We start from the raw sequence: 18,200 nt of genomic DNA, 5'->3' as shown, positions 1-18,200 counted from the left end.
GGACTCAGCAGAAATAAGCGTGTGGCTAACTACCACATCCGGAACCTCTCGTGTTCGCATCCCGCACGTGCATTCACTCGCGCGCGTTCGCGGCCGTCGGCCGCGAACGCGCGCGAGCTTTTTACCACCTGACAGCAGTTGGCCGGACGCACCCTGCCGGTTGGTCAGTAGAGCGCACCCTGCCGGTTGGTCGGCCGGGCGCTACCGAACTTCGTAGGTGTCGTGTTCGGCGAGAAATCGGCCGAGGTCGGCCGTCTGGCGGTAGTCCGACGCCAGCAGGTCCGCGAGCGAGGTGGCCAATCGCTCGCCGTCACCGTCGTCCCAGTCGCTCGGGTCTCGAATCGGGACGACCAGAAAACCCCGGCCCGGAACGTGGTCGGCGTGGAGTTGGGCCATCCGGTCCGGTCGCTCGCCGTCGCCGTCCAGCAGTGCTTCGCGGGCGGCGTAGGTCCTCAGGACGTGTCGAGTCGCTCGCTCGCCGACCGGCAGGAGGACGTGGGCCGCGATAGCCCGCAACTCCGCGTCGAAGAACGGTTCCAAGTCGTCGTACTCTCGGTCGGTCGGCGAGCGACCTTCGGGGAGACAGCACATGTGGCGATAGCTGAGGAAGAGGTCTGCTATCGACGGGTCGTCGCTGTAGGCGTCCCCGAGCAGTCCGACCTCGTTCAGGACCGGTTGGAGGCGCTCGCCTGCGAGACCCCCGGTGAACGGAATCCCGGTCTCGCGGCCGCCGTGGACGCCCGGATGGTCGCCGACGACGTGGAAGTCGGCGTTGGCGTCGCCGTAACCGAAGACGGCGCTGACTCCGGCGGCGCACTCGTGGGGACAGGGCGGTCGCATGCCGAACGGGTTGCTCGTTCTGTCCGTGACGTTTTTCACGGGACTACGTAGTGTTCTCGGCGTTAAATCCGCCGCGATTTCGGTGGGCGTTATCGCGCCGGGTCGAGCAACTCCACCGGGTGACGTGTCGGTCGTCCGAGTAGCGAGTCCAACTGCTCCAGACACGAAGTCCCGCTGGCGACGACGACCCGATTCGCGGCCTCGGGACTCGTGAACTGGTCGCGCAACTGCTCGCCAACGTCCACGCTCAACTCGTAGTACTCGGACTTGTAGCCGAAGCTTCCGGCCATCCCGCAACACTCCACGTCGGAAGTGAGTACGTCGTAGCCAGTCGCCTCCAGCACCGCCGTCGTGTACGGTTCGAGGTCCAGCGTGCGCTGTTGGCAGTGGCTGTGGTAGGCGACTTCCGTGCCCTCGCCGGTCGTCAGCGCCTCGGCGTCTCCGCACTCTTCTGCTCCCAGCAGGCCGTAGACGTACTCCAGCACCTCGTAACTGTTCTCGGCCAGCGTCTCGTGGCGTTCCGCGTCGAGCAGTTTCCCGTACTCGCGGTCGAACACGGCGAGGTCGCTCGGTTCGATTACCACCACGTCGCGTCCGGCCTCGACGTGAGACCGGAGCGCGGACTCGACTTCCTCGGCGTGGCGCGCCGCCGTCCTAATCATCCCCTGCGAGAGCGGCGCGCGGCCGGACGAGGCCACCTCGGGCACCCTGACCGCGACTCCGAGCGCCTCCAACACTCGGACCGCGGCCTTCCCTCGTTCGACCTGCACGTGATTGGTGTAGAGGTCCGGGTAGACGACGGCCTCGCGCTCGGCCGCACTCGGCGCGATGCGGGACCCGCCGCGGGTCTCGAACCAGTCCACCAGCGTCTCCCGCCGGAAGTCGGGCAGGTCGCGCCGCCGGTCGATGCCGAGGACGCGCTCCATCGCCCACCGCGCCGGGGCGGTGTCGGCCAGCCAGTTCGACGCGGGGGCCAGCGCCGACCCCGCCTTCGCCACGCGCTCGAAGTTGCCGAAAAACCGCTTCTGGAGGCTCATTCCGCCGGCCTCGGCGTCCGGCGTCAACCCTTCCACGAGCCAATCGAACTCCGTTCCGGTGTCGATTTCGCCGCGATTGCTACCTGCGCCGCGATTGCCGCCTTCACCGCGGTTGATGCGGTCCCGGACTACCGTGTTTATCCACGGGATGTCGATTTGGACCGGGCACTGGTTGACGCACCGCGAACACCCGGTGCAGAGGTCGTTGAACTCCGCGGCGGCGTCGAGTCCTTCGACGCCCGACTCCCACCCGGTGGCGATTCCCCCGGAGTATGTCTCGCCGCCGAAGGCGTGGCCGCCGACCGACTGGAAGTTGGCGCAGGAGTTCGCGCAGGCCGAACACCGGATACAGTAGAGCGTCTCGCGCAACTGGTCGTCCTCGCGCATCGCCATCCGGCCGTTGTCCACGAGGACGAGGTGGAAGTCCCGGTCCTCGGGGTCGCCCTCCGAAACCGGCGTCCCGCCGTCCTCGAAGTCGATGGTCGGCGAATCTACCGGTGGGGTGAACAGCGAGACGTAGGACGTGATGTCTTGGCCCGTCCCCGACCGGCCGATGAGTTCCACGAACGGGTTGAGGTCCGAGAGCGTCGGAATCAACTTCTCGACCCCGGCCACCGCGACGTGGGTGTCGGGCGCGACGACCGACTTGCGGGCGTTGCCCTCGCTGGTGACGAGGGCGATGGTGCCCGACTCGGCGGCCACGAAGTTCGCGCCGGTCATCCCCACGTCGGCCTCCGCGATTCGCTCGCCGAGGAACTCGCGGGCGAACTCGGTGAGTTCCTCGGCGGTTTCGAGCGGTTCGTCCGTGTCGAAGTGGGCGTCGAACAACTCAGCGATGCTCTCGCGGGACTTGTGGATGGCGGGCGCGACGATGTGGGAGGGCGCTTCGTCGGCCACCTGTAGGACGAACTCCCCGAGGTCGGTCTCCCACACCTCGACGCCCGCCTCGCGGAGGGCGTCGTTGACCTCGATTTCCTCGGAGGTCATCGACTTGCTCTTGACCAGCGTCTCGGCGTCCTCCCGGTCGCAGACCTCCGCGACGTACCGGTTGGCGTCCGCGGCGTCGTCGGCGAGGTAGACCGTGCCGCCGTTCTCCTCGACGCTCTCGCGGACCTGCGCTATCAGGTCGGGCAGGCGCTCGATTGCGTCTTCTTTGATAGCGCGGGCCTCCGACTTCAGTTCCTCGTAGTCGTCGAGTCGCGCGACCGACTCGTAGCGACCCTCGTTGAACCCGCGGGTGTTCGCGGCCACGCTGTCGCCCTCCTCGGCGAGCAGTCGCCGAATCTCGGCGGCCTTCGCGGACCTGTCGGAACTCATCGGTCCTCCAGAATCAGGACGTGGACCGCCTTCGGCCCGTGCGCGCCGTAGACCAACTCGCCCATGTCGGCCGTCGCGCTCGGTCCCGTGGCGATAATCGCGTCGCCGCGGTCGGTCCCGACCGACTCCGCCAGTCGCTCGAAGGCCGTCGGCATGTCCGGAACCACGTCGCTCCCCCGAAGGACGGCGACGTGCGTTTCGGGATAGAGGCTCGCTGGCTCGTCGCCCGCGGGCGACGACCGGACGACTATCGACCCGTAGTCGGCGACGCCCATCGCGGCGGCGGTCACGCCCGTCTTCGCGTTTCTGAAGCTGGTCCGGCGTCGGGTCGAGTTCGACGGGCGTCTCGCCGAGCGAGACGCCCTCGAACGGGAGCGGCGACCCGACCGCGGGCGTCTCGACGACCGACCGGAGCGCGTCCTCGAACGACCCGGCCTCGACGCTGGTCCGTCCGACCCGCATCCGCCGGAGGGAATCCTCGAACTGACCGAGGCTGTCCGTCTCCATGATTCGTGATAGCGTATCGCGTTTAACTGGTTTTCGGCTGCGGGCGGCGCGGGACCGTCGGCGAGCGAAGTGCCGGGGTCGTCGGGAGCGGACGCCCGCGGCGCGCGAGCAACGCATGCGTTGCTCGCACGCCGGAGTCCGGAGACGACCGAACAACGATAGCCACGCCAAAGAAATAAATATATGGTCGAAAGATAGATGAATATTACCTAAGGAATGAACGAGGTTTCCGAAGCCTCGAAACCGCGGGTCGGTAGAATTCGCTACCGACGAGCGCCGGACGCGGGAAAATCGCGGCGAACACAGACCGGAGAAAGAGCGCCGTTACTCTTCGTCTTCGTCGTTGCCTTTGATTTCGTTCAGTTGGTCGAGAAGTTCGTCCTGCGAGGCGTCGGAGTCGAACGAGACTTTGCCCTCGTGGGTGTTCTCGTGGACGCTTACCCCGTCGTCCTCGTCGAAATCGTTGTCTTGGTCCTGTTGCTCGGACTCGTCGTAGCTACCAAAACCCATATGTGAGACAATGCGCTCTGCATAGTAAAATCATCCGGTGTCGGCCGAGGGCGGTCCTCGGTGTCTTACCGCTCGTTGACTTCTAGCACGCGACCCGCCGCGATGGTCTGGCCCATGTCCCGGATGGCGAAGCTACCGAGTTCCGGAATCTCCGACGACGACTCGATGGACAGCGGTTTCTGGGGCCTGACCGTGATGACCGCGGCGTCGCCCGACTGGATGAAGTCCGGGTTCTCCTCCTCGACCTGTCCCGACGAGGGGTCTATCTTCTGGTCGATGGACTCCAGCGTGCAGGCCACCTGCGCGGTGTGGGCGTGGAAGACCGGCGTGTACCCCGAGGTGATGACCGAGGGATGTTGCATCACGACGATTTGGGCCGTGAACGTCTCGGCGACGCTCGGCGGGTCGTCGGCGGGTCCGCACACGTCCCCCCGGTGGATGTCGTCCTTGCCGACCCCGCGGACGTTGAACCCCACGTTGTCGCCGGGTCCGGCCTGCGGGACTTCCTCGTGGTGCATCTCGATGGTCTTGACCTCGCCGCCCACGTCGCTGGGTTGGAACGACACGGTGTCGCCCGTGTTCAACACGCCCGTCTCGACCCGTCCGACCGGGACGGTGCCGATGCCCGAAATCGTGTACACGTCCTGAATCGGGAGTCTGAGCGGCGCGTCGGTCGATGGCTCGGGTTCTTCGAGGTCGTTGAGCGCCTCCAACACGAGTCGGCCGTCGTACCACGGCATCTCGTCGCTTCGCTCGACTACGTTGTCGCCCTCCAGCGCCGAGATGGGGATGAAACTCGCGTTCTCGGTGTCGAACTGGACCTGATTCAGCAGGTCTTTGACCTCGGCGACGACCTCCTTGTAACGGTTCTCGTCGTAGTCCACCGCGTCCATCTTGTTGACGGCCACGATGAGTTCGTTGATGCCGAGCGTCCGCGCGAGGAAGACGTGTTCTTGGGTCTGTGGTGCCACGCCGTCGTCCGCGCCGACGACGAGGACCGCGTTGTCGGCCTGACTCGCCCCCGTAATCATGTTCTTCACGAAGTCGCGGTGGCCCGGCGTGTCCACGATTGTGAAGTAGTACTCGTCGGTATCGAACTCCTGATGGGCGATGTCGATGGTGACCCCTCGCTCGCGTTCCTCGGCGAGGTTGTCCATCACGTAGGCGAACTCGAACCCGCCTTTCCCCTTCTCCTCGGCCTCTTCCTTGTGCTGTTCGATGACGTGTTCCGGGACGCTCCCCGTCTCGAAGAGGAGTCGCCCGACAAGCGTCGATTTTCCGTGGTCTACGTGGCCGATGATGGCCAAATTTTGATGTGGTTTGTCTGCCATAGTTTCCCCCACCGTGCAACTCTGATACTCGTCGTCCAGAGGCAAAATACCTACCGACGCTTCTCCCCCGGCCACCCCCCGACGAATCACCGGTCGGCGTCCGGCGTTCGTCGGTCCGCCTCGGGCGCGTACCACGCCAGCACGACCCCGGCCACTGCGACCACGCCCGCGAGCAAGAAGGCCGGACGGTACCCCGCCCGGTCGATGATGGCCCCGCCAGCGATGGGCGCGGCGAACGCCCCGAACAGGCCGACGCTGGTCAGCATCGAGATGGCCGTGGTTCGGACCGCGGGCGCGACGACTTCCGCGACGTAGGTGTAGAGCAGGCCGATGCCGAGTTGGACCGCGAACCCCGAGACCACCAGAAGCGCGATTGCCGCGCCGACCCCCGAGACGACGGTGAATCCGACTACTGCGGGCGCGGACGCGACGAACGCCAACAGGACGACCGGGCGGCGCTCGCCGCCGAACAGTCGGTCCGAGACGACCCCGCCGCTGGTCCGCGAGACGACTCCGACCGCGGGGAACAGCGCGGTCAACAGACCGCCGAGCGCGAGCGAGACGCCGAGGCGGTCGGTCAGGAAACTCGGGAGCCAACTGTTGAGGAAGAGATAGAGCGAGAACGCTAGAAAGCACAGCGCGTACAGCGTCCACGCCGCGCGGTTGGCGAACAGGTTCCGGACCTGTCCGCGGTCGGGCGCGTCGGTCTCGACCGCGAGGCTCCGCCCCCGAGTCGAGAGCAAGAACACGCCGACGCCGACCACGGCGATGGCGGCGAAGACGGGGAGCGTGGCGGGCCAACCGAACGCCTCGGCGACCAGCGGACTGCCGAACTGTCCGAGCGCGAACCCGACCGGCGCGCTCGCGGTGAAGATTCCGACTGCGGTCGCGCGCACGTCGGGTTCGACCGCCTGCCCGACCAGATTCGCGCCCGCGTTCCACACTACGACGTAGGAGAACCCGCCCAGAATCCGCGAGGCGAACAGCCACCAGTAGGCCCCCGTGACTGCGGCGAACCACCCCCACGCGCCCGCGACCAAGAGCGCGAGCGCTGCGACTGCGACCGCGCGCCGGACGCGCACGCGGTCGAGCGCGACCCCGACCGGGACGCTGGCGACGACGGCGGTGAGGTACATCACGCTCACCAGCCATCCGGCCGCGGTCGGTCCGACGCCGAGCGACTCCCGAACCAGCGGCAGGACGCTCGCCGGAGCGATTTCGTAGGCTCCGGCCGCCGCCGAGAGCGCGAACAGTCCGGCGACGAGACCGATGGTTCTGCGGCGAGACGAACCAGTCGGCGACGAATCGTCGGTCACGCCGCTACCTTTTCGGGGCGGATACAAAACTCCAGCTTTGTTGGAACCGGGCGAGGCCGACGGTTTCGACGCCGCTACTCGTACGCGCCTCGAATCCGGTCGAACTGGTCGTCCGACAGCGACACCTCGCTCGCGCCCAAGTTCTCCTCCAGTTGGTCGGTCGTTCGCGCGCCGACGATGGGGATGCACCGGAACTCGTGCTGGTCGGCCAACCACCGGAGCGACACCTTCGCGGGGGTCGCGTCCACCTCGTCGGCGACTTTCCGAATCTCGTCCAGCACGTCCCACTGGCGCTCGCCGAATCGGTTCTCCCACTCGTAGAGGTCGCCGCGCGACCCCTCGGGACCGTCGCCTTCGCGGCCGTACTTCCCGGTCAGAAAGCCGCCCTCCAGCGGTGAGTACGGGCACACCGCGAGATTCTGGTCGGCGCAGAGGTCGAGGTAGTCCTCCACCGGGTCTCGATACGCGGCGTTGAATCGGGGTTGCGTAATCTCGAAGCGTTCGAGACCCTCCACGTCGCTGGTCCAGAGTGCCTTAGTCAGTTGCCACGCCGCCATCGAACTCGCGCCGAGGTAGTTGACCTTCCCCTCGCGCACGAGGGCGTTCAGCGTCGTCAGGGTCTCCTCGATTGTGGTCTCGTCGTCCCACCGGTGGACGTAGTACACGTCGAGGTAGTCGGTGCCGAGGCGTTCGAGGGTGCCGTCTATCTGGTTCCGAATGTGCTTGCGCGAGAGACCCCGGTCGTTGGGACCGTCGTCGAACCCGAAGTAGACCTTCGAGGCCAGCACGAAGTCCTCGCGGTCGTAGTCGGCCAACCAGTCGCCTATCCACTCCTCGGCGGTGCCGTTCGGGTCGCCGTAGACGTTCGCGGTGTCGATGAAGTTGACGCCGCGGTCGTAGGCGGTGTCGAGCAGGTCGTGGGCCGTCGAGCGGTCGGTTTCGACGGTGCCGTCGGTCTCCTTGCCGAACCGCCACGTGCCGAAGCAGAGTTCCGATACCTTCGTCCCGGTCGAACCGAGTCGGACGTACTCCATGCCGGTTACACTCCGTCTTCGACCTTAGTTCTGTTCGGCGGCTTGCTCGTCGGGCGTCACGCCGTGGCCCGGCCCGGCGATGTCGTGGACGGGGCCGCTGTCTTCGACAATGCCCTCCGCGAGGAAGCGGTTTCCGTCGAGGTCCACGTAGGAGAACGCGCCCGTCCCGGCGACGACGTGGGCGCTGGTGTGGATGCCGACTGCGCTCTCCAGCATGCACCCGACCATCAGGTCGAGGTCCGCGCCCCGCGCGATGGCGGCGATGTCGCCGACCGCCAGCGGCCCGGACTTGCCGAGTTTCGCGTTGAGTACGTCGGCGGCCTCCTCGCGGACGACTCGCACCGCGTCCGCCGGGGTGAACACCGCTTCGTCGGCGGCGATGGGCACGCCGACCAGTTCTCGGGTCTGGGCGAGACCGGTCACGTCGTCGGCGGGCACGGGTTGCTCGATGAGTTCGAGTTCGACGCCGCGGTCGGCCACCCGGTCCGCGAAGCGGACGGTCTCTTTCGGCGTCCAGCCCTGATTGGCGTCCACCTTCAGCGCGGCGTCGGGGACCGCTTCGGCGACGGCCGCGACTCGCTCTACGTCGTCGCCCACGTCGCCTCCGGTCTTGAGTTTCAGGTGGTCGAAGCCCGCTTCCACCGCGGCGGTCGCTTTCCCGGCCGCCGTCGCGGGTTCCTCGATGGGTATCGTCTGGTCGGTCTCGACCGGTTCGGGGCTTCCGCCGAACAGTTCCGCGAGCGCAATTCCGCGCTCGCGGCAGTAGGCGTCGAGAATCGCGGTCTCGACCGCGAACAGCGCCGAGACCATGCCGGGGAACGCCGAGCGAACGTCGCCGACGAGCGCCCGGTAGTCGCGCACGTCACGGCCTTCGAGTACCTCGGTCGCGGCCCGTGCGGTCTCGATTGCCGCGGCCTGCGTCTCGCCGGTCACCATCGGGATGGGCGACCCCTCGCCGTAGCCAGTCGTCCCCGACGCGGTTTCGACCGTCACGAGGAGGTTGGTCGCCTCGCGCTTGGTGCCGAGAGCGGTCTCGATGGGTCCCTCCAGCGGGAGGTTCAGCGGTCGGACCGACGCGGCTACGATTTCGCTCACCGGTCTGCCCCCCGATGCTCGCCACTCGCCGCACCCTCGCTCGGCCGTGCTTCCGCCTCGACGCTCGCACTGTCACACGAATCTCGAAGAGTCATCGTATCGGAATTCGGATAGAAACGACCTAAATGTATCCCCGACGCGCGAGCGAGGTGGCCGTCGCCCGCGACGAGTCGCGGGCGACGGCCGACCAACCGCGGGGGTGCGCTCGGCGAAACGAACCACCGGGAGGCGCTCGGCCGACCAACCGCGGGGTGCGCTCGATGGACCAACCGATAGGGTGGGATAAAGGGGCCGCCCGGTCGCGGGCCGCAGGCCCGTGGTCGTCTGGCCGACCCCTATCCGAGACGAACCGAAGGTGAGTCGAGGATATGTCGGCCAGCGACCGCGAGCGGGCGGGGGCTTTCTGGGCGTTCTCTCCAGTGATTCCGGCAGTCGCGGTGCTGAATCGAAACGAGCGGGCAGTTGCTTCGAAACCACCGACTTCCGCGACGACAGAGACGACACCAACACCGGAGACGCCTAGCCGGGACCCACCGATTTAACCGCCTGCCGACGAATCCCTCCCGCATGAAAGCCGCTGTTCTGCGCGAGTACGGCGACCCCCTCGAAATCCGGCAGGTACCCGACCCCGAACCCGACGACCACGGCGTCGTGATAGCGACCGAGGCCTGCGGCATCTGCCGGAGCGACTGGCACGCGTGGCAGGGTCACGGCGAGTGGGCCGACGACAGGGTTCCGCAGGGCCAGATTCTCGGCCACGAACCCGCGGGCACCGTCGTCGCCGTCGGCGAGTCGGTCGAGCGACTCGGGGAGGGCGACCGCATCGCGGTCCCGTTCAACCTCGGGCGCGGCGACTGCGAGTACTGCCGGAACGGGCACGGAAACGTCTGTTCGGACGGTCTGGCGCTCGGGTTCGAGTCCGCCGCGCCCGGCGCGTTCGCCGAACGGGTCCACGTTCCCTACGCCGACTACAACGCCGTCGAGTTGCCCGAGAACGTCTCGCCCGTCGAGATGGCCGGTCTCGGGTGTCGGTTCGCCACGGCGTACCACGGACTGGCCCACCGCGCGGACCTTTCGCCCGGCGACTGGGTGGCGGTTCACGGGTGCGGCGGGGTGGGTCTCTCGGCGGTCCACGTCGCGGACGCCCTCGGCGCGAACGTAGTCGCGGTCGATTTGGCCGACGAGAAACTGGCGAAGGCCCGCGAGTTGGGCGCGGACGAGACGGTGAACGCCGGGGGAGTCGAGGACGTGCCAGCGAGGATTCGCGGTGCTGTCGGCGACGGCGCGGGCGTCTCCGACGGCGCGCACGTCTCGGTGGACGCCCTCGGCGTCGCCGAGACCTGTCGGAACTCCGTCGCGTGCCTCCGCAAGCGCGGCCAACACCTCCAACTCGGTCTGACCACCGACGCAGAGCGCGGCGAAGTCTCGCTCCCGACCGACGCGATGACGATGCGCGAACTCACCTTCCTCGGGTCCCGCGGCATGCCGCCGACCCGCTACGGCGAACTCCTCCGGATGATGGACCGCGGGACGGTTTCACCCGCCGCGCTGGTGACGAACGAGGTTTCGCTCGCGGACGTGCCCGACCGACTCGCCGCGATGAGCGACTTCGGCACGGTCGGCATCGAAGTCGTCACGGAGTTCTGAGTCGAGCGGAACGGTCGGCGACCGGACATCTTCCGACCTGCTTCAGAATTATATAGGTATATTTAACAAATGATATTATTTCTTTCTACAATATTAATCAGTGTCACCGCGCTCCGGTCCGGTGAAGTCCCCGCGCAGGTGGAGGTACAGGAACAGTCCCGCGATGCCGAGGACGCCGAGTCCGAGCGCCCACGCGAGCGGTCTGGACTCGTCGCGCCGCTTGCGGTCCCGGTAGACGTAGAACGCGACGGGCGGTCCCAGAAGCAGTACCGTCCCGACGATTCGGACGACCTGCCACGGTACGTCGGCCATGTCCCGGCCGATGGTGCGGACCGACAAGTAAGTGGCCGAACGCGTCGGGAGTCTCGTTCGCGTTTCCGTTTACGGAAACGCAAACGACCGCTCGCGCCGCGCTACTCCGACCCCCAGTCGGAGATGCCCAGAACCGAATCGCAGTCGGGACAGGTCCAGACTTTCGGCGTACTCGCGCGGTCTGCCTGCTCCAGTCGTTGGGCCCACTCGGTGATGTCGGACTCGCAGTGCGGACACTTCGCCATGCCCCGCGTTACCACGGGCGGCGGTTTGTAGCTTTGGGCGGGTCGGTCAGTCGAGCGCGACACCTCTTTTCCTCGACACGGCCGTCCGCTTCATCGGATTTTAATACCGCCTCGCCGCTTCACGAAGTATGGCACCTTCCCGCCCGACGGTGTTCACGGTAGACGAGTACGACGCGCTCGAGTTCGACGCGGTTCTCGTGCGCGAGCGAAGCGTCGTCTGTCTCGACGGCACCGAGACGGTCCGAGTCGTCCCGCTGAACAAGGTCAATCACGTCGATGCCGACCCCGAGACGATGCTGGTCGAGCGCGAACTCCCCGAGAGTTTCTACGGCGGCGGCGAGTACGGATTCGTAGACTTGGACGAGTATCCCGAACTCGAACAGCACTTAGAAGAGTTGGACGCCGAGGAGTACTGAGCGCGGTCAGCACCCGCGATTTCGTTCGACCCCCGCGACTCCGGTCAGAACCGCACCAGCGGTTTGATAACGCCGTCTTCTTTCGACGCCATCAACTCGAAGGCCTCGCCGATGTCCTCGAAGTCGAACTCGTGGGTCGTCATCGGCGTCGGGTCCACTCGCTCGGCGTCGATGAGACGCAGGAGTCGCCGGAGGCGCAGACGGCCGCCGGGACAGAGGTCGGTCACGATGTCCTTCTCGGCCATGCCGACGCCCCACGCCTCCCGCGGGATTCCCACCGTCTCGCCCTCGCCGTAGTAGCCGACGTTCGAAATCGTGCCGCCGGGTTTCGTCACCGCCACGCAGTCGGCCAGCGTCTCCTCCCGGCCGAGCGCCTCGATTGCGCCGTCTACGCCCGCGCCGTCGGTCGCACCCAGAATCTCCTCTACCGGGTCTACCTCCTCGAAATCGACTATCTCGTCCGCGCCGTACTCTCGCGCCAGCTCTTGGCGCTCCGGGACGCTCTCGACGGCGAAGATTCGGCCCGCGCCCTGCAAGGCCGCGCCTCTCGTCGCCATCAGGCCGACCGGTCCCTGCGCGAAGACGGCTACGGTCCCGCCCATCGGAATCGCGGCGTTCTCGGCCGCCGCGAACCCGGTACTCAGCATGTCGCAGACGTAGGCCGCCTCTTCGTCCGTGACGCCCTCGGGAATTCGGGCCAGATTCGCGTCGGCGTCGTTGACGTGGACGTACTCGGCGAACACGCCGTCTTTCTCGTTGGCGAACTTCCACCCGCCGAGCGGACCGTCCGACTGAGAGGGGTGGCCGTCTTGGGCCGCCGCGGACCCCCAGTCGGGCGTGATGGCTCCGACCGCCACCCGGTCGCCCTCGGCGAAGTTCTCGACTTGTGACCCCACCTCGTCCACGACGCCGACCGCTTCGTGGCCGAGCGTCAGGTTCTCTCGCTCACCGATTGCGCCGTGGACCGTGTGAACGTCCGAGGTGCAAATCAGCGCCACCGTCGGTTCGAGAATCGCGTCGTTCGGTCCCGGTTCCGGTCTGTCCTTCTCGGCGAACCCCGTCTCGCCGATGCCGTTCATGACGAATGCCTGCATTCGAATCCCCCGACGGAGTAACGACGCGCCCATACTTCAATCTCTCCCGACCCCCGTCGAACTCGACGCGCGACTCGCGCGTCGAGTTCCCCGCCGACCTCACGCCGACAGCGCTCGCTCGATGCCCCGCCGAATGCGCTCGGCGTCCGGCCGGTAGGCGTCCTCGCGGGCGAACATCGGGAAGGGAACGTCGTACCCGGTCACCCGCTCGACCGGCGCTTCGAGGTGGTAGAGCGCGTCGTCGTTGATGCGGGCGATAATCTCGGCCGCGAGACCCCCGGTCCGCGGGGCCTCGTGGACCACGACGCACCGGCCGGTCTTTCGGACCGAATTCAGTATCGCCTCCGAGTCCATCGGGGAGACCGTCCGGAGGTCGATTACCTCGGCGCTCGCGTCGCTCGCCGCCGCCGCGTCGAGGGTCTCGGCCAGCATCGCGCCCCACGCCACGACGGTCACGTCCGACCCTTCCCGAACGACCGCGGCCTCCCCGAGCGGGACGGTGTGGTCGTCCTCGGGCACGGGTTCGCGCGAGGCCCGGTATCGCTTGGTCGGTTCGAGGAACAGCACCGGGTCGGGGTCTCGGATGGCCGCGGTGAGCAACCCTTTCGCGTCGGCCGGATTCGACGGCACGACCGTCTTCAAGCCGGGAACGTGGGCGTACCCCGCCTCGTAGCTCTCGGAGTGGAGTTCGAGCGCACGGATGCCGCCGCCGTAGGGCGTTCGGACCGTCATCGGCACCGACAGCGCCCCGCGCGTCCGACTCCGCATTCGGGAGGCGTGTTGGTGCAACTGGTGGAACCCCTGAAACGCGAAACTGGCGAACTGGATTTCGGCGACCGGGACGAGTCCGTACGCGCCCAGTCCGACTCCGAGGCCCAGAATCGCCGACTCCGCCAGCGGCGTGTCGTACACTTGGTCGGGAAACTCCTCGTAGAGGTCGCGGGTCGCTCGGAACACGCCGCCGTTGACGCCCACGTCCTCGCCGTAGACCACCACCGAGTCGTCGCGGGCCATCTCGTCGGCGAGCGCCTCCCGAATCGCCTCGACGAGTCGGAGTTCGTTAGCCATCGTCGGACACCTCTTCGGAGGCGCGCGACCGTTCGGACTCGAACGCGGCCCGCTGTCGCCGGAGTTCCGGCGGGGTCTCCGCGAATACGTAGTCGAACATCTCGGCGGGCACGACCTGTCGCTGACCTTCCTTCGCGCGGTCGATTTCGTCGGCAATCACGTCCTCGATTTCCTCGCCGATTGCCGCGACTCGCTCGTCGTCGAGCAAGCCCTCGTCCCGGAGGTACGTCTCGAACCGCTCGATGGGGTCGCGTCGCTCCCACTCGGCCTCCTCCTCGTCGGTGCGATACACTCGTGGGTCGTCGCTGGTCGTGTGCATCGACCGCCGGTAGGTCAGCGCCTCTATCAGCACGGGGTCGCCCTCGCGCGCGGAGTCGAGCGCGTCGCGCGTGACCGCGAGGACGCCCAACACGTCGTTGCCGTCAACCTGTACGCCCTCGATGCCCGCGGCGACGGCCTTCTGTGCGAGCGTCTCGGCCCGGCTCTGTCCCCGCCGGGGGACCGAAATCGCCCACTGGTTGTTCTGACAGAGGAAGACGCAGTGGGCGTCCAGCACCCCCGCGACGTTCATCGCCTCGTACACGTCGCCCTGACTCGTCGCGCCGTCGCCGAAGTACGCCAGCGCCGCCTCGTCTGCGCCGGTTATCTCCTGTGCCCACCCGAGACCCGCGGCGTGGAGCGCCTGCGACCCGACGGGAATCGACGGCGGGAAGGTAGCTCCCGAGACCTCCGCGCCCTCCTCCATCCCCATCGAGTACCACAGCAGGCGGTGAATCGGCGTCCCCCTCGTGAGGAAGGCCGCTCCTTCGCGGAACGAGGGCACCATCCATCCCTCCGGTTTCAGCGCGACTGCGGACCCGACCTGTGCGGCCTCCTGTCCGATACCCGGCGCGTAGGTTCCCAACTCGCCGCGGCGCTGGAGCGCGACCGCGCGCTCGTCCACCCGCCGGGAGAGGCGCATGAGTCGGTACAGCTCGAGCAGTCGGTCTTCGGATACGTCCGGCGCGACCGTCTCGTCCAGATTCCCCTCCTCGTCCAGTGCTTGCACGTACTCGACCGAAAACTCGGCCACTCGGTCCCGAACCACGGACTGCTTACCACGCGGTTCCACTTAGCTGAAGGGGCAGGGTCCGACCGGTCGAGGTGCGCCGGTCCGCACCGGCGCACCGCGAAAGTCGATTCGCGTCCCTTTCGCTCCGGCGGCGCTCGGCTACTTTTAAATCGCCTCCCGCGCAACTGCTTCCCATGAGTGCGTTCGAGGACCGAACCCGGCGGTGTCAGGACCGACTGGCCGACGCGGGCGCGGACGCGGCCGTCCTGTTCCCGAGTACCAACCTCTTCTACGCCTCGGGGTTCCGCGAGGAACCGATGGAGCGCCACCTGTTTCTGGTGATTCCGAGCGAGGGCGAACCGGCGTTCGTCGCGCCGGAGATGTACGACGAGCAGATTCGGGACGCCTCGTGGGTCGAGGACGTTCGGCTCTGGGCCGACGGCGAGGACCCGATCGCGGTCGTTTCGGACCTCGCAGACGAGATGGACTTGCGCGGCGGCCGTCTGCTCGTGGACGACACGATGTGGGCGCTGTTCACCCAAGACCTCCGCGAGACCCTGCCGGACGCCACGTTCGGTCTCGCCAGCGAGGTGTTCGACGACCTGCGGATGCGCAAGGACGAGACCGAACTCGCGGCGCTCCGGCGGGCGGGCCAACTCGCCGACGAGGTGAGCGTCGAGATTCGGGAGTTGGGCGAGGACGCAATCGGGATGACCGAGACCGAACTCGCCGCCGAAATCGACCGGCGACTCGCCGAGAACGGCGGCGAGGAAGTCGCGTTCGGCACCATCGCGGGGTCGGGTCCCAACGGAGCCAAACCCCACCACCGCCACGACGACCGGGAGATTCGGCGCGGCGACCCGGTGGTTCTCGACTTCGGCGCGTACGCGGACGACTACCCCGGCGACCAGACCCGGACGGTGGTGTTCGCGGGCGACCCGCCGGAGGGGTTCGCGGAGGTCCACGAGGTGGTCCACGAGGCCCAGCAAGCCGCGGTCGAGGCGGTCGAACCCGGCGTCCGCGCCGAGGAAATCGACCGGGCCGCGCGCGAGGTCATCGAAGACGCGGGCTACGGCGACCGGTTCGTCCACCGGACGGGCCACGGCGTCGGTCTCGACGTTCACGAGGACCCCTACATCGTGGACGGCGACGAGACGGAACTCGAACCGGGGATGGTGTTCAGCGTCGAACCCGGCGTCTACCTGCCGGGGGAGTTCGGCGTCCGCATCGAGGACCTCGTGGCCGTGACCGAATCGGGGTGCGAGCGACTGAACGACTCGCCGCGGACGTGGGAACCGCTATGACCTACCTGAGCCACACGGTCCGGTCGCTCCGGCGCGACCCGATTCCCGGCGAGACGGTCCGCCTCGTCTTGACTCTCGCGGAGGGCGCAGACGACGCGGAGCTGGAGGTCGCCGAGCGAGTCGAATCGCTCGGCGGCGAGGTGGCCCGGGAACTCCGGTTCGACCGCTTGCTGGTGGAAGTCGGCCAGACCGACATCGAGGCCGTCTGCGAGTTCGACGCCGTGACCGAGGTGGAGACCGACGCGGTTCTCGGTCCGACGTGACGCTCTCGTTGGTAGTGTTTCGGTTTCGACTTTTCGAGTACTATCCGTGAATCTCCGGCGCGTGCGGGCGCGGCCCGCGAGTGGCCGCGCCCATCCGCGCGAGGTCTTCGGGAACGAAGTGACCGAAGGCTCGTCGGAACTCGTTTCCGACGGCGGACGACTGAGCGACCGGAGGGAGCGAAGGAGTCGGTTGGGGAGGGATGTGGTCCGCGGTGGCGGTGCCGTGCGGTTGCGGGATGATTGGCTCAAGCCTGTAGATAGCTTCTCTGCCCTTTCCGTCGTACTTCCCCGACGCTCTTCTCTGGTGTCGGTCCCTACCGAAAGCAGAGTCACCCCCGAAACGACCCCGACGTTTAAGACGCACAGACGAAACTCCTCCCACGACGTTTTCACGACGCCGCGGTCGGGTTGGACCAACCGAACCCCACTCTCGGCGGGCAAGCAGTTTCAAGTGACAGTCCGGTGTACGAGTGTGCGGGAAAATGGGGGAAGACGACACGGGAAACCGGATTAGCGCCGTCCACGGCGAACCGGTTGGGACGATGGGGCGGCGTCGATTCGTGGACACGCTTCTGAGCCTCGGGTTCGGCGCGCTCTCGGCGTCGTTGCTCACCGCCGAGGACGTGCGGGCGTCGGGCCGCGACGAGGTGCCGATAGTCTACGGGTTGGTGCGCGACGGCGGTGGGGTCCGGCCCCGGCGCAAGACGGTGCCCGCCGACTGGTACGAGGACTTCCGGTCGGCGCTGGCGGCCCACCGGACGCTCGAAGTGATTTCGCGCGAGGGCGTCGCCTCGTCCGCCGTCGCGCCGGGCGAGTACGGCGGGTCGAACGCCTCCATCCGCGTCGAAGTCACCGCGGAGGAGGCCCGCGGCGCGGTGCCCGAGCGAGTCGAGGACACGCCGGTCGAAGTCCGGAAGGTGTCGCCGGGCGGGTCCCGGCCGGACCGCGACCCGCCCGGCGACCCGTCGGATTCGGCGGTGGTCGGCGAGGGCGTGCCGGGGAGCGTCCGAATCGCCAGCGACGAACTCTACGGCACGCTCGCACCGGCGATGCGCGACCCGGCCGACGGGTCGCTGTACTTCGCCACGGCGAACCACGTCTTCGGCGGCACCGACAACGAGGGGAAGTCGCTCTACCTGCTCGACGGCGACCGGACCGAAATCGGGTCGGTGCGCGCTGGCTACCCGAAGTCGGACCTCGTTTGCGCTCGGCCAACGTCGGGGTACCGACCGCTCCACCGCATCCGCGAGGAGTCGCCGGGCCGCGTTCTCGGTCAGTTCACGAAGGCGGGCCTCGCGGACCTGAAAGCCGCGGGCGAACCGCTCGAAAAAATCGGCGTCAAGACGGGCCACACGAAAGGAGAGATTCAGGCGGTAGACGGCTTCACATGCGCGTACGGGGCTGTCTGCAAGCACGGGCAACTCAAGTGGGGCCGCGAATCGGGGTTCGCCGACGGCGACAGCGGGTCGGTCAACTACCACCCGGACCCCGACGACCCCGACGCGGGCGTGCTGGTCGGCGGGTTCAACAACGCCCGGACGTGGTGGCCCGGCGAGAACTACGTCTGGGGGACAGCGGCCCACCACATCACCGAGAAGCACGGCTTCACGTTCTGAGACGAAGACTGCTTTCGTGAGTCCTCGGAAAGAATCCTCGTTACTTGAGCAATGTACTTCATTGGTAAGGACAGTCCTATCGTTCCGAGCTGGCGCGTGCGGGCGCGGCCCGCGAGTGGCCGCGCCCATCCGCGCGAGGGACGAGCGAGTGACCGCAGGGAACGAGCGAGTCGGTTGGGGAGGGTGTGGCCGTCGCG

Annotated in this window: 18 protein-coding genes and 1 pseudogene; 6 read left to right on the top strand and 13 right to left on the bottom strand. The window is 67.4% G+C overall.

Annotation, left to right across the window (positions count from 1 at the left end; all coding sequences use genetic code 11):
- Positions 1-201 precede the first annotated feature (201 nt).
- The 8 genes and pseudogenes from P2T60_RS18290 to P2T60_RS18255 all read right to left on the bottom strand — a co-directional run bounded on the left by P2T60_RS18290 (position 202) and on the right by P2T60_RS18255 (position 8,987).
- On the bottom strand, positions 202-879 hold the full coding sequence (locus tag P2T60_RS18290) for a uracil-DNA glycosylase family protein (RefSeq protein WP_276282553.1): 678 nt from the start codon (positions 877-879) through the stop codon (positions 202-204).
- A 50-nt stretch (positions 880-929) separates the two neighbouring features.
- Positions 930-3,194 carry an LUD domain-containing protein gene (locus P2T60_RS18285; protein ID WP_276282552.1) on the bottom strand — a complete coding sequence of 755 codons (2,265 nt, stop codon included), beginning with the start codon at positions 3,192-3,194 and terminating at the stop codon, positions 930-932.
- A pseudogene (locus P2T60_RS18280) lies at positions 3,191-3,701 on the bottom strand (LutC/YkgG family protein). The gene P2T60_RS18285 and the pseudogene P2T60_RS18280 overlap by 4 nt, the downstream one beginning before the upstream one ends.
- 324 nt (positions 3,702-4,025) lie before the next feature.
- A complete protein-coding gene (locus P2T60_RS18275; protein ID WP_276282551.1) occupies positions 4,026-4,211 on the bottom strand; it encodes a DUF5786 family protein in 186 nt (61 codons plus the stop codon).
- 65 nt (positions 4,212-4,276) lie between these two features.
- Positions 4,277-5,542 carry a translation elongation factor EF-1 subunit alpha gene (gene tuf / locus P2T60_RS18270; protein ID WP_276282550.1) on the bottom strand — a complete coding sequence of 422 codons (1,266 nt, stop codon included), beginning with the start codon at positions 5,540-5,542 and terminating at the stop codon, positions 4,277-4,279.
- Between the two features lie 86 nt (positions 5,543-5,628).
- Positions 5,629-6,858, bottom strand: coding sequence for an MFS transporter (locus P2T60_RS18265; protein ID WP_276282549.1), 1,230 nt, complete (start codon positions 6,856-6,858; stop codon positions 5,629-5,631).
- Between the two features lie 74 nt (positions 6,859-6,932).
- Positions 6,933-7,892, bottom strand: coding sequence for an aldo/keto reductase (locus tag P2T60_RS18260; protein ID WP_276282548.1), 960 nt, complete (start codon positions 7,890-7,892; stop codon positions 6,933-6,935).
- 24 nt (positions 7,893-7,916) lie between these two features.
- Entirely contained in the window at positions 7,917-8,987 is a 1,071-nt protein-coding gene (locus P2T60_RS18255) for a dipeptide epimerase (RefSeq protein WP_276282547.1), read from the bottom strand.
- A 355-nt stretch (positions 8,988-9,342) separates the two neighbouring features.
- On the opposite strand from P2T60_RS18255, the gene P2T60_RS18250 reads away from it, so the two are divergent.
- Together P2T60_RS18250 and P2T60_RS18245 are read left to right on the top strand one after the other, a co-directional pair.
- On the top strand, positions 9,343-9,510 hold the full coding sequence (locus P2T60_RS18250) for a hypothetical protein (protein WP_276282546.1): 168 nt from the start codon (positions 9,343-9,345) through the stop codon (positions 9,508-9,510).
- A gap of 44 nt (positions 9,511-9,554) precedes the next feature.
- Positions 9,555-10,634 (top strand): zinc-dependent alcohol dehydrogenase family protein, encoded by a 1,080-nt coding sequence (locus P2T60_RS18245; RefSeq protein ID WP_276282545.1) that lies wholly within the window; start codon positions 9,555-9,557, stop codon positions 10,632-10,634.
- 93 nt (positions 10,635-10,727) lie between these two features.
- On the opposite strand, the gene P2T60_RS18240 is transcribed toward P2T60_RS18245, so the two are convergent.
- Both P2T60_RS18240 and P2T60_RS18235 read right to left on the bottom strand, forming a co-directional pair.
- A complete protein-coding gene (locus P2T60_RS18240; RefSeq protein ID WP_276282544.1) occupies positions 10,728-10,946 on the bottom strand; it encodes a hypothetical protein in 219 nt (72 codons plus the stop codon).
- 101 nt (positions 10,947-11,047) lie between these two features.
- On the bottom strand, positions 11,048-11,191 hold the full coding sequence (locus tag P2T60_RS18235; protein ID WP_276282543.1) for a hypothetical protein: 144 nt from the start codon (positions 11,189-11,191) through the stop codon (positions 11,048-11,050).
- Positions 11,192-11,319: 128 nt separating this feature from the next.
- Between P2T60_RS18235 and P2T60_RS18230 the strand changes: the two genes are divergently transcribed.
- On the top strand, positions 11,320-11,607 hold the full coding sequence (locus P2T60_RS18230; RefSeq protein WP_276282542.1) for a hypothetical protein: 288 nt from the start codon (positions 11,320-11,322) through the stop codon (positions 11,605-11,607).
- Between the two features lie 44 nt (positions 11,608-11,651).
- On the opposite strand, the gene P2T60_RS18225 is transcribed toward P2T60_RS18230, so the two are convergent.
- The 3 genes from P2T60_RS18225 to pdhA all read right to left on the bottom strand — a co-directional run bounded on the left by P2T60_RS18225 (position 11,652) and on the right by pdhA (position 14,856).
- Entirely contained in the window at positions 11,652-12,701 is a 1,050-nt protein-coding gene (locus P2T60_RS18225) for an NAD(P)-dependent alcohol dehydrogenase (RefSeq protein ID WP_276282541.1), read from the bottom strand.
- A 99-nt stretch (positions 12,702-12,800) separates the two neighbouring features.
- Complete coding sequence (locus tag P2T60_RS18220) at positions 12,801-13,769, bottom strand: alpha-ketoacid dehydrogenase subunit beta (protein WP_276282540.1); 969 nt, start codon at positions 13,767-13,769, stop codon at positions 12,801-12,803.
- Positions 13,762-14,856 carry a pyruvate dehydrogenase (acetyl-transferring) E1 component subunit alpha gene (gene pdhA, locus P2T60_RS18215; RefSeq protein WP_276282539.1) on the bottom strand — a complete coding sequence of 365 codons (1,095 nt, stop codon included), beginning with the start codon at positions 14,854-14,856 and terminating at the stop codon, positions 13,762-13,764. Before pdhA ends, P2T60_RS18220 begins: the two co-directional genes overlap by 8 nt.
- Positions 14,857-15,014: 158 nt before the next feature.
- Between pdhA and P2T60_RS18210 the strand changes: the two genes are divergently transcribed.
- The 3 genes from P2T60_RS18210 to P2T60_RS18200 all read left to right on the top strand — a co-directional run bounded on the left by P2T60_RS18210 (position 15,015) and on the right by P2T60_RS18200 (position 18,003).
- Positions 15,015-16,124, top strand: a complete 1,110-nt coding sequence (locus P2T60_RS18210; RefSeq protein WP_276282538.1) for a M24 family metallopeptidase — start codon at positions 15,015-15,017, stop codon at positions 16,122-16,124.
- On the top strand, positions 16,121-16,387 hold the full coding sequence (locus P2T60_RS18205; protein ID WP_276282537.1) for a hypothetical protein: 267 nt from the start codon (positions 16,121-16,123) through the stop codon (positions 16,385-16,387). The genes P2T60_RS18210 and P2T60_RS18205 overlap by 4 nt, the downstream gene beginning before the upstream one ends.
- Before the next feature lie 482 nt (positions 16,388-16,869).
- Positions 16,870-18,003 (top strand): hypothetical protein, encoded by a 1,134-nt coding sequence (locus tag P2T60_RS18200; protein ID WP_276282536.1) that lies wholly within the window; start codon positions 16,870-16,872, stop codon positions 18,001-18,003.
- Positions 18,004-18,200: the final 197 nt, after the last annotated feature.

It is taken from the genome of Halorussus caseinilyticus, from assembly GCF_029338395.1.
Classification (GTDB): domain Archaea; phylum Halobacteriota; class Halobacteria; order Halobacteriales; family Haladaptataceae; genus Halorussus; species Halorussus caseinilyticus.
This window is presented reverse-complemented; position numbering and strand designations above follow the sequence as displayed.

What these genes read in the sequence shown, in the direction of transcription:
- P2T60_RS18285 (WP_276282552.1), bottom strand. Translation starts at nt 3,194, where the DNA reads ATGAGTTCCGACAGGTCCGCGAAGGCCGCCGAGATTCGGCGACTGCTC.
- P2T60_RS18275 (WP_276282551.1), bottom strand. Translation starts at nt 4,211, where the DNA reads ATGGGTTTTGGTAGCTACGACGAGTCCGAGCAACAGGACCAAGACAAC.
- tuf (WP_276282550.1), bottom strand. Translation starts at nt 5,542, where the DNA reads ATGGCAGACAAACCACATCAAAATTTGGCCATCATCGGCCACGTAGAC.
- P2T60_RS18260 (WP_276282548.1), bottom strand. Translation starts at nt 7,892, where the DNA reads ATGGAGTACGTCCGACTCGGTTCGACCGGGACGAAGGTATCGGAACTC.
- P2T60_RS18245 (WP_276282545.1), top strand. Translation starts at nt 9,555, where the DNA reads ATGAAAGCCGCTGTTCTGCGCGAGTACGGCGACCCCCTCGAAATCCGG.
- P2T60_RS18240 (WP_276282544.1), bottom strand. Translation starts at nt 10,946, where the DNA reads ATGGCCGACGTACCGTGGCAGGTCGTCCGAATCGTCGGGACGGTACTG.
- P2T60_RS18235 (WP_276282543.1), bottom strand. Translation starts at nt 11,191, where the DNA reads ATGGCGAAGTGTCCGCACTGCGAGTCCGACATCACCGAGTGGGCCCAA.
- P2T60_RS18230 (WP_276282542.1), top strand. Translation starts at nt 11,320, where the DNA reads ATGGCACCTTCCCGCCCGACGGTGTTCACGGTAGACGAGTACGACGCG.
- P2T60_RS18225 (WP_276282541.1), bottom strand. Translation starts at nt 12,701, where the DNA reads ATGCAGGCATTCGTCATGAACGGCATCGGCGAGACGGGGTTCGCCGAG.
- P2T60_RS18220 (WP_276282540.1), bottom strand. Translation starts at nt 13,769, where the DNA reads ATGGCTAACGAACTCCGACTCGTCGAGGCGATTCGGGAGGCGCTCGCC.
- P2T60_RS18210 (WP_276282538.1), top strand. Translation starts at nt 15,015, where the DNA reads ATGAGTGCGTTCGAGGACCGAACCCGGCGGTGTCAGGACCGACTGGCC.
- P2T60_RS18205 (WP_276282537.1), top strand. Translation starts at nt 16,121, where the DNA reads ATGACCTACCTGAGCCACACGGTCCGGTCGCTCCGGCGCGACCCGATT.
- P2T60_RS18200 (WP_276282536.1), top strand. Translation starts at nt 16,870, where the DNA reads ATGGGGGAAGACGACACGGGAAACCGGATTAGCGCCGTCCACGGCGAA.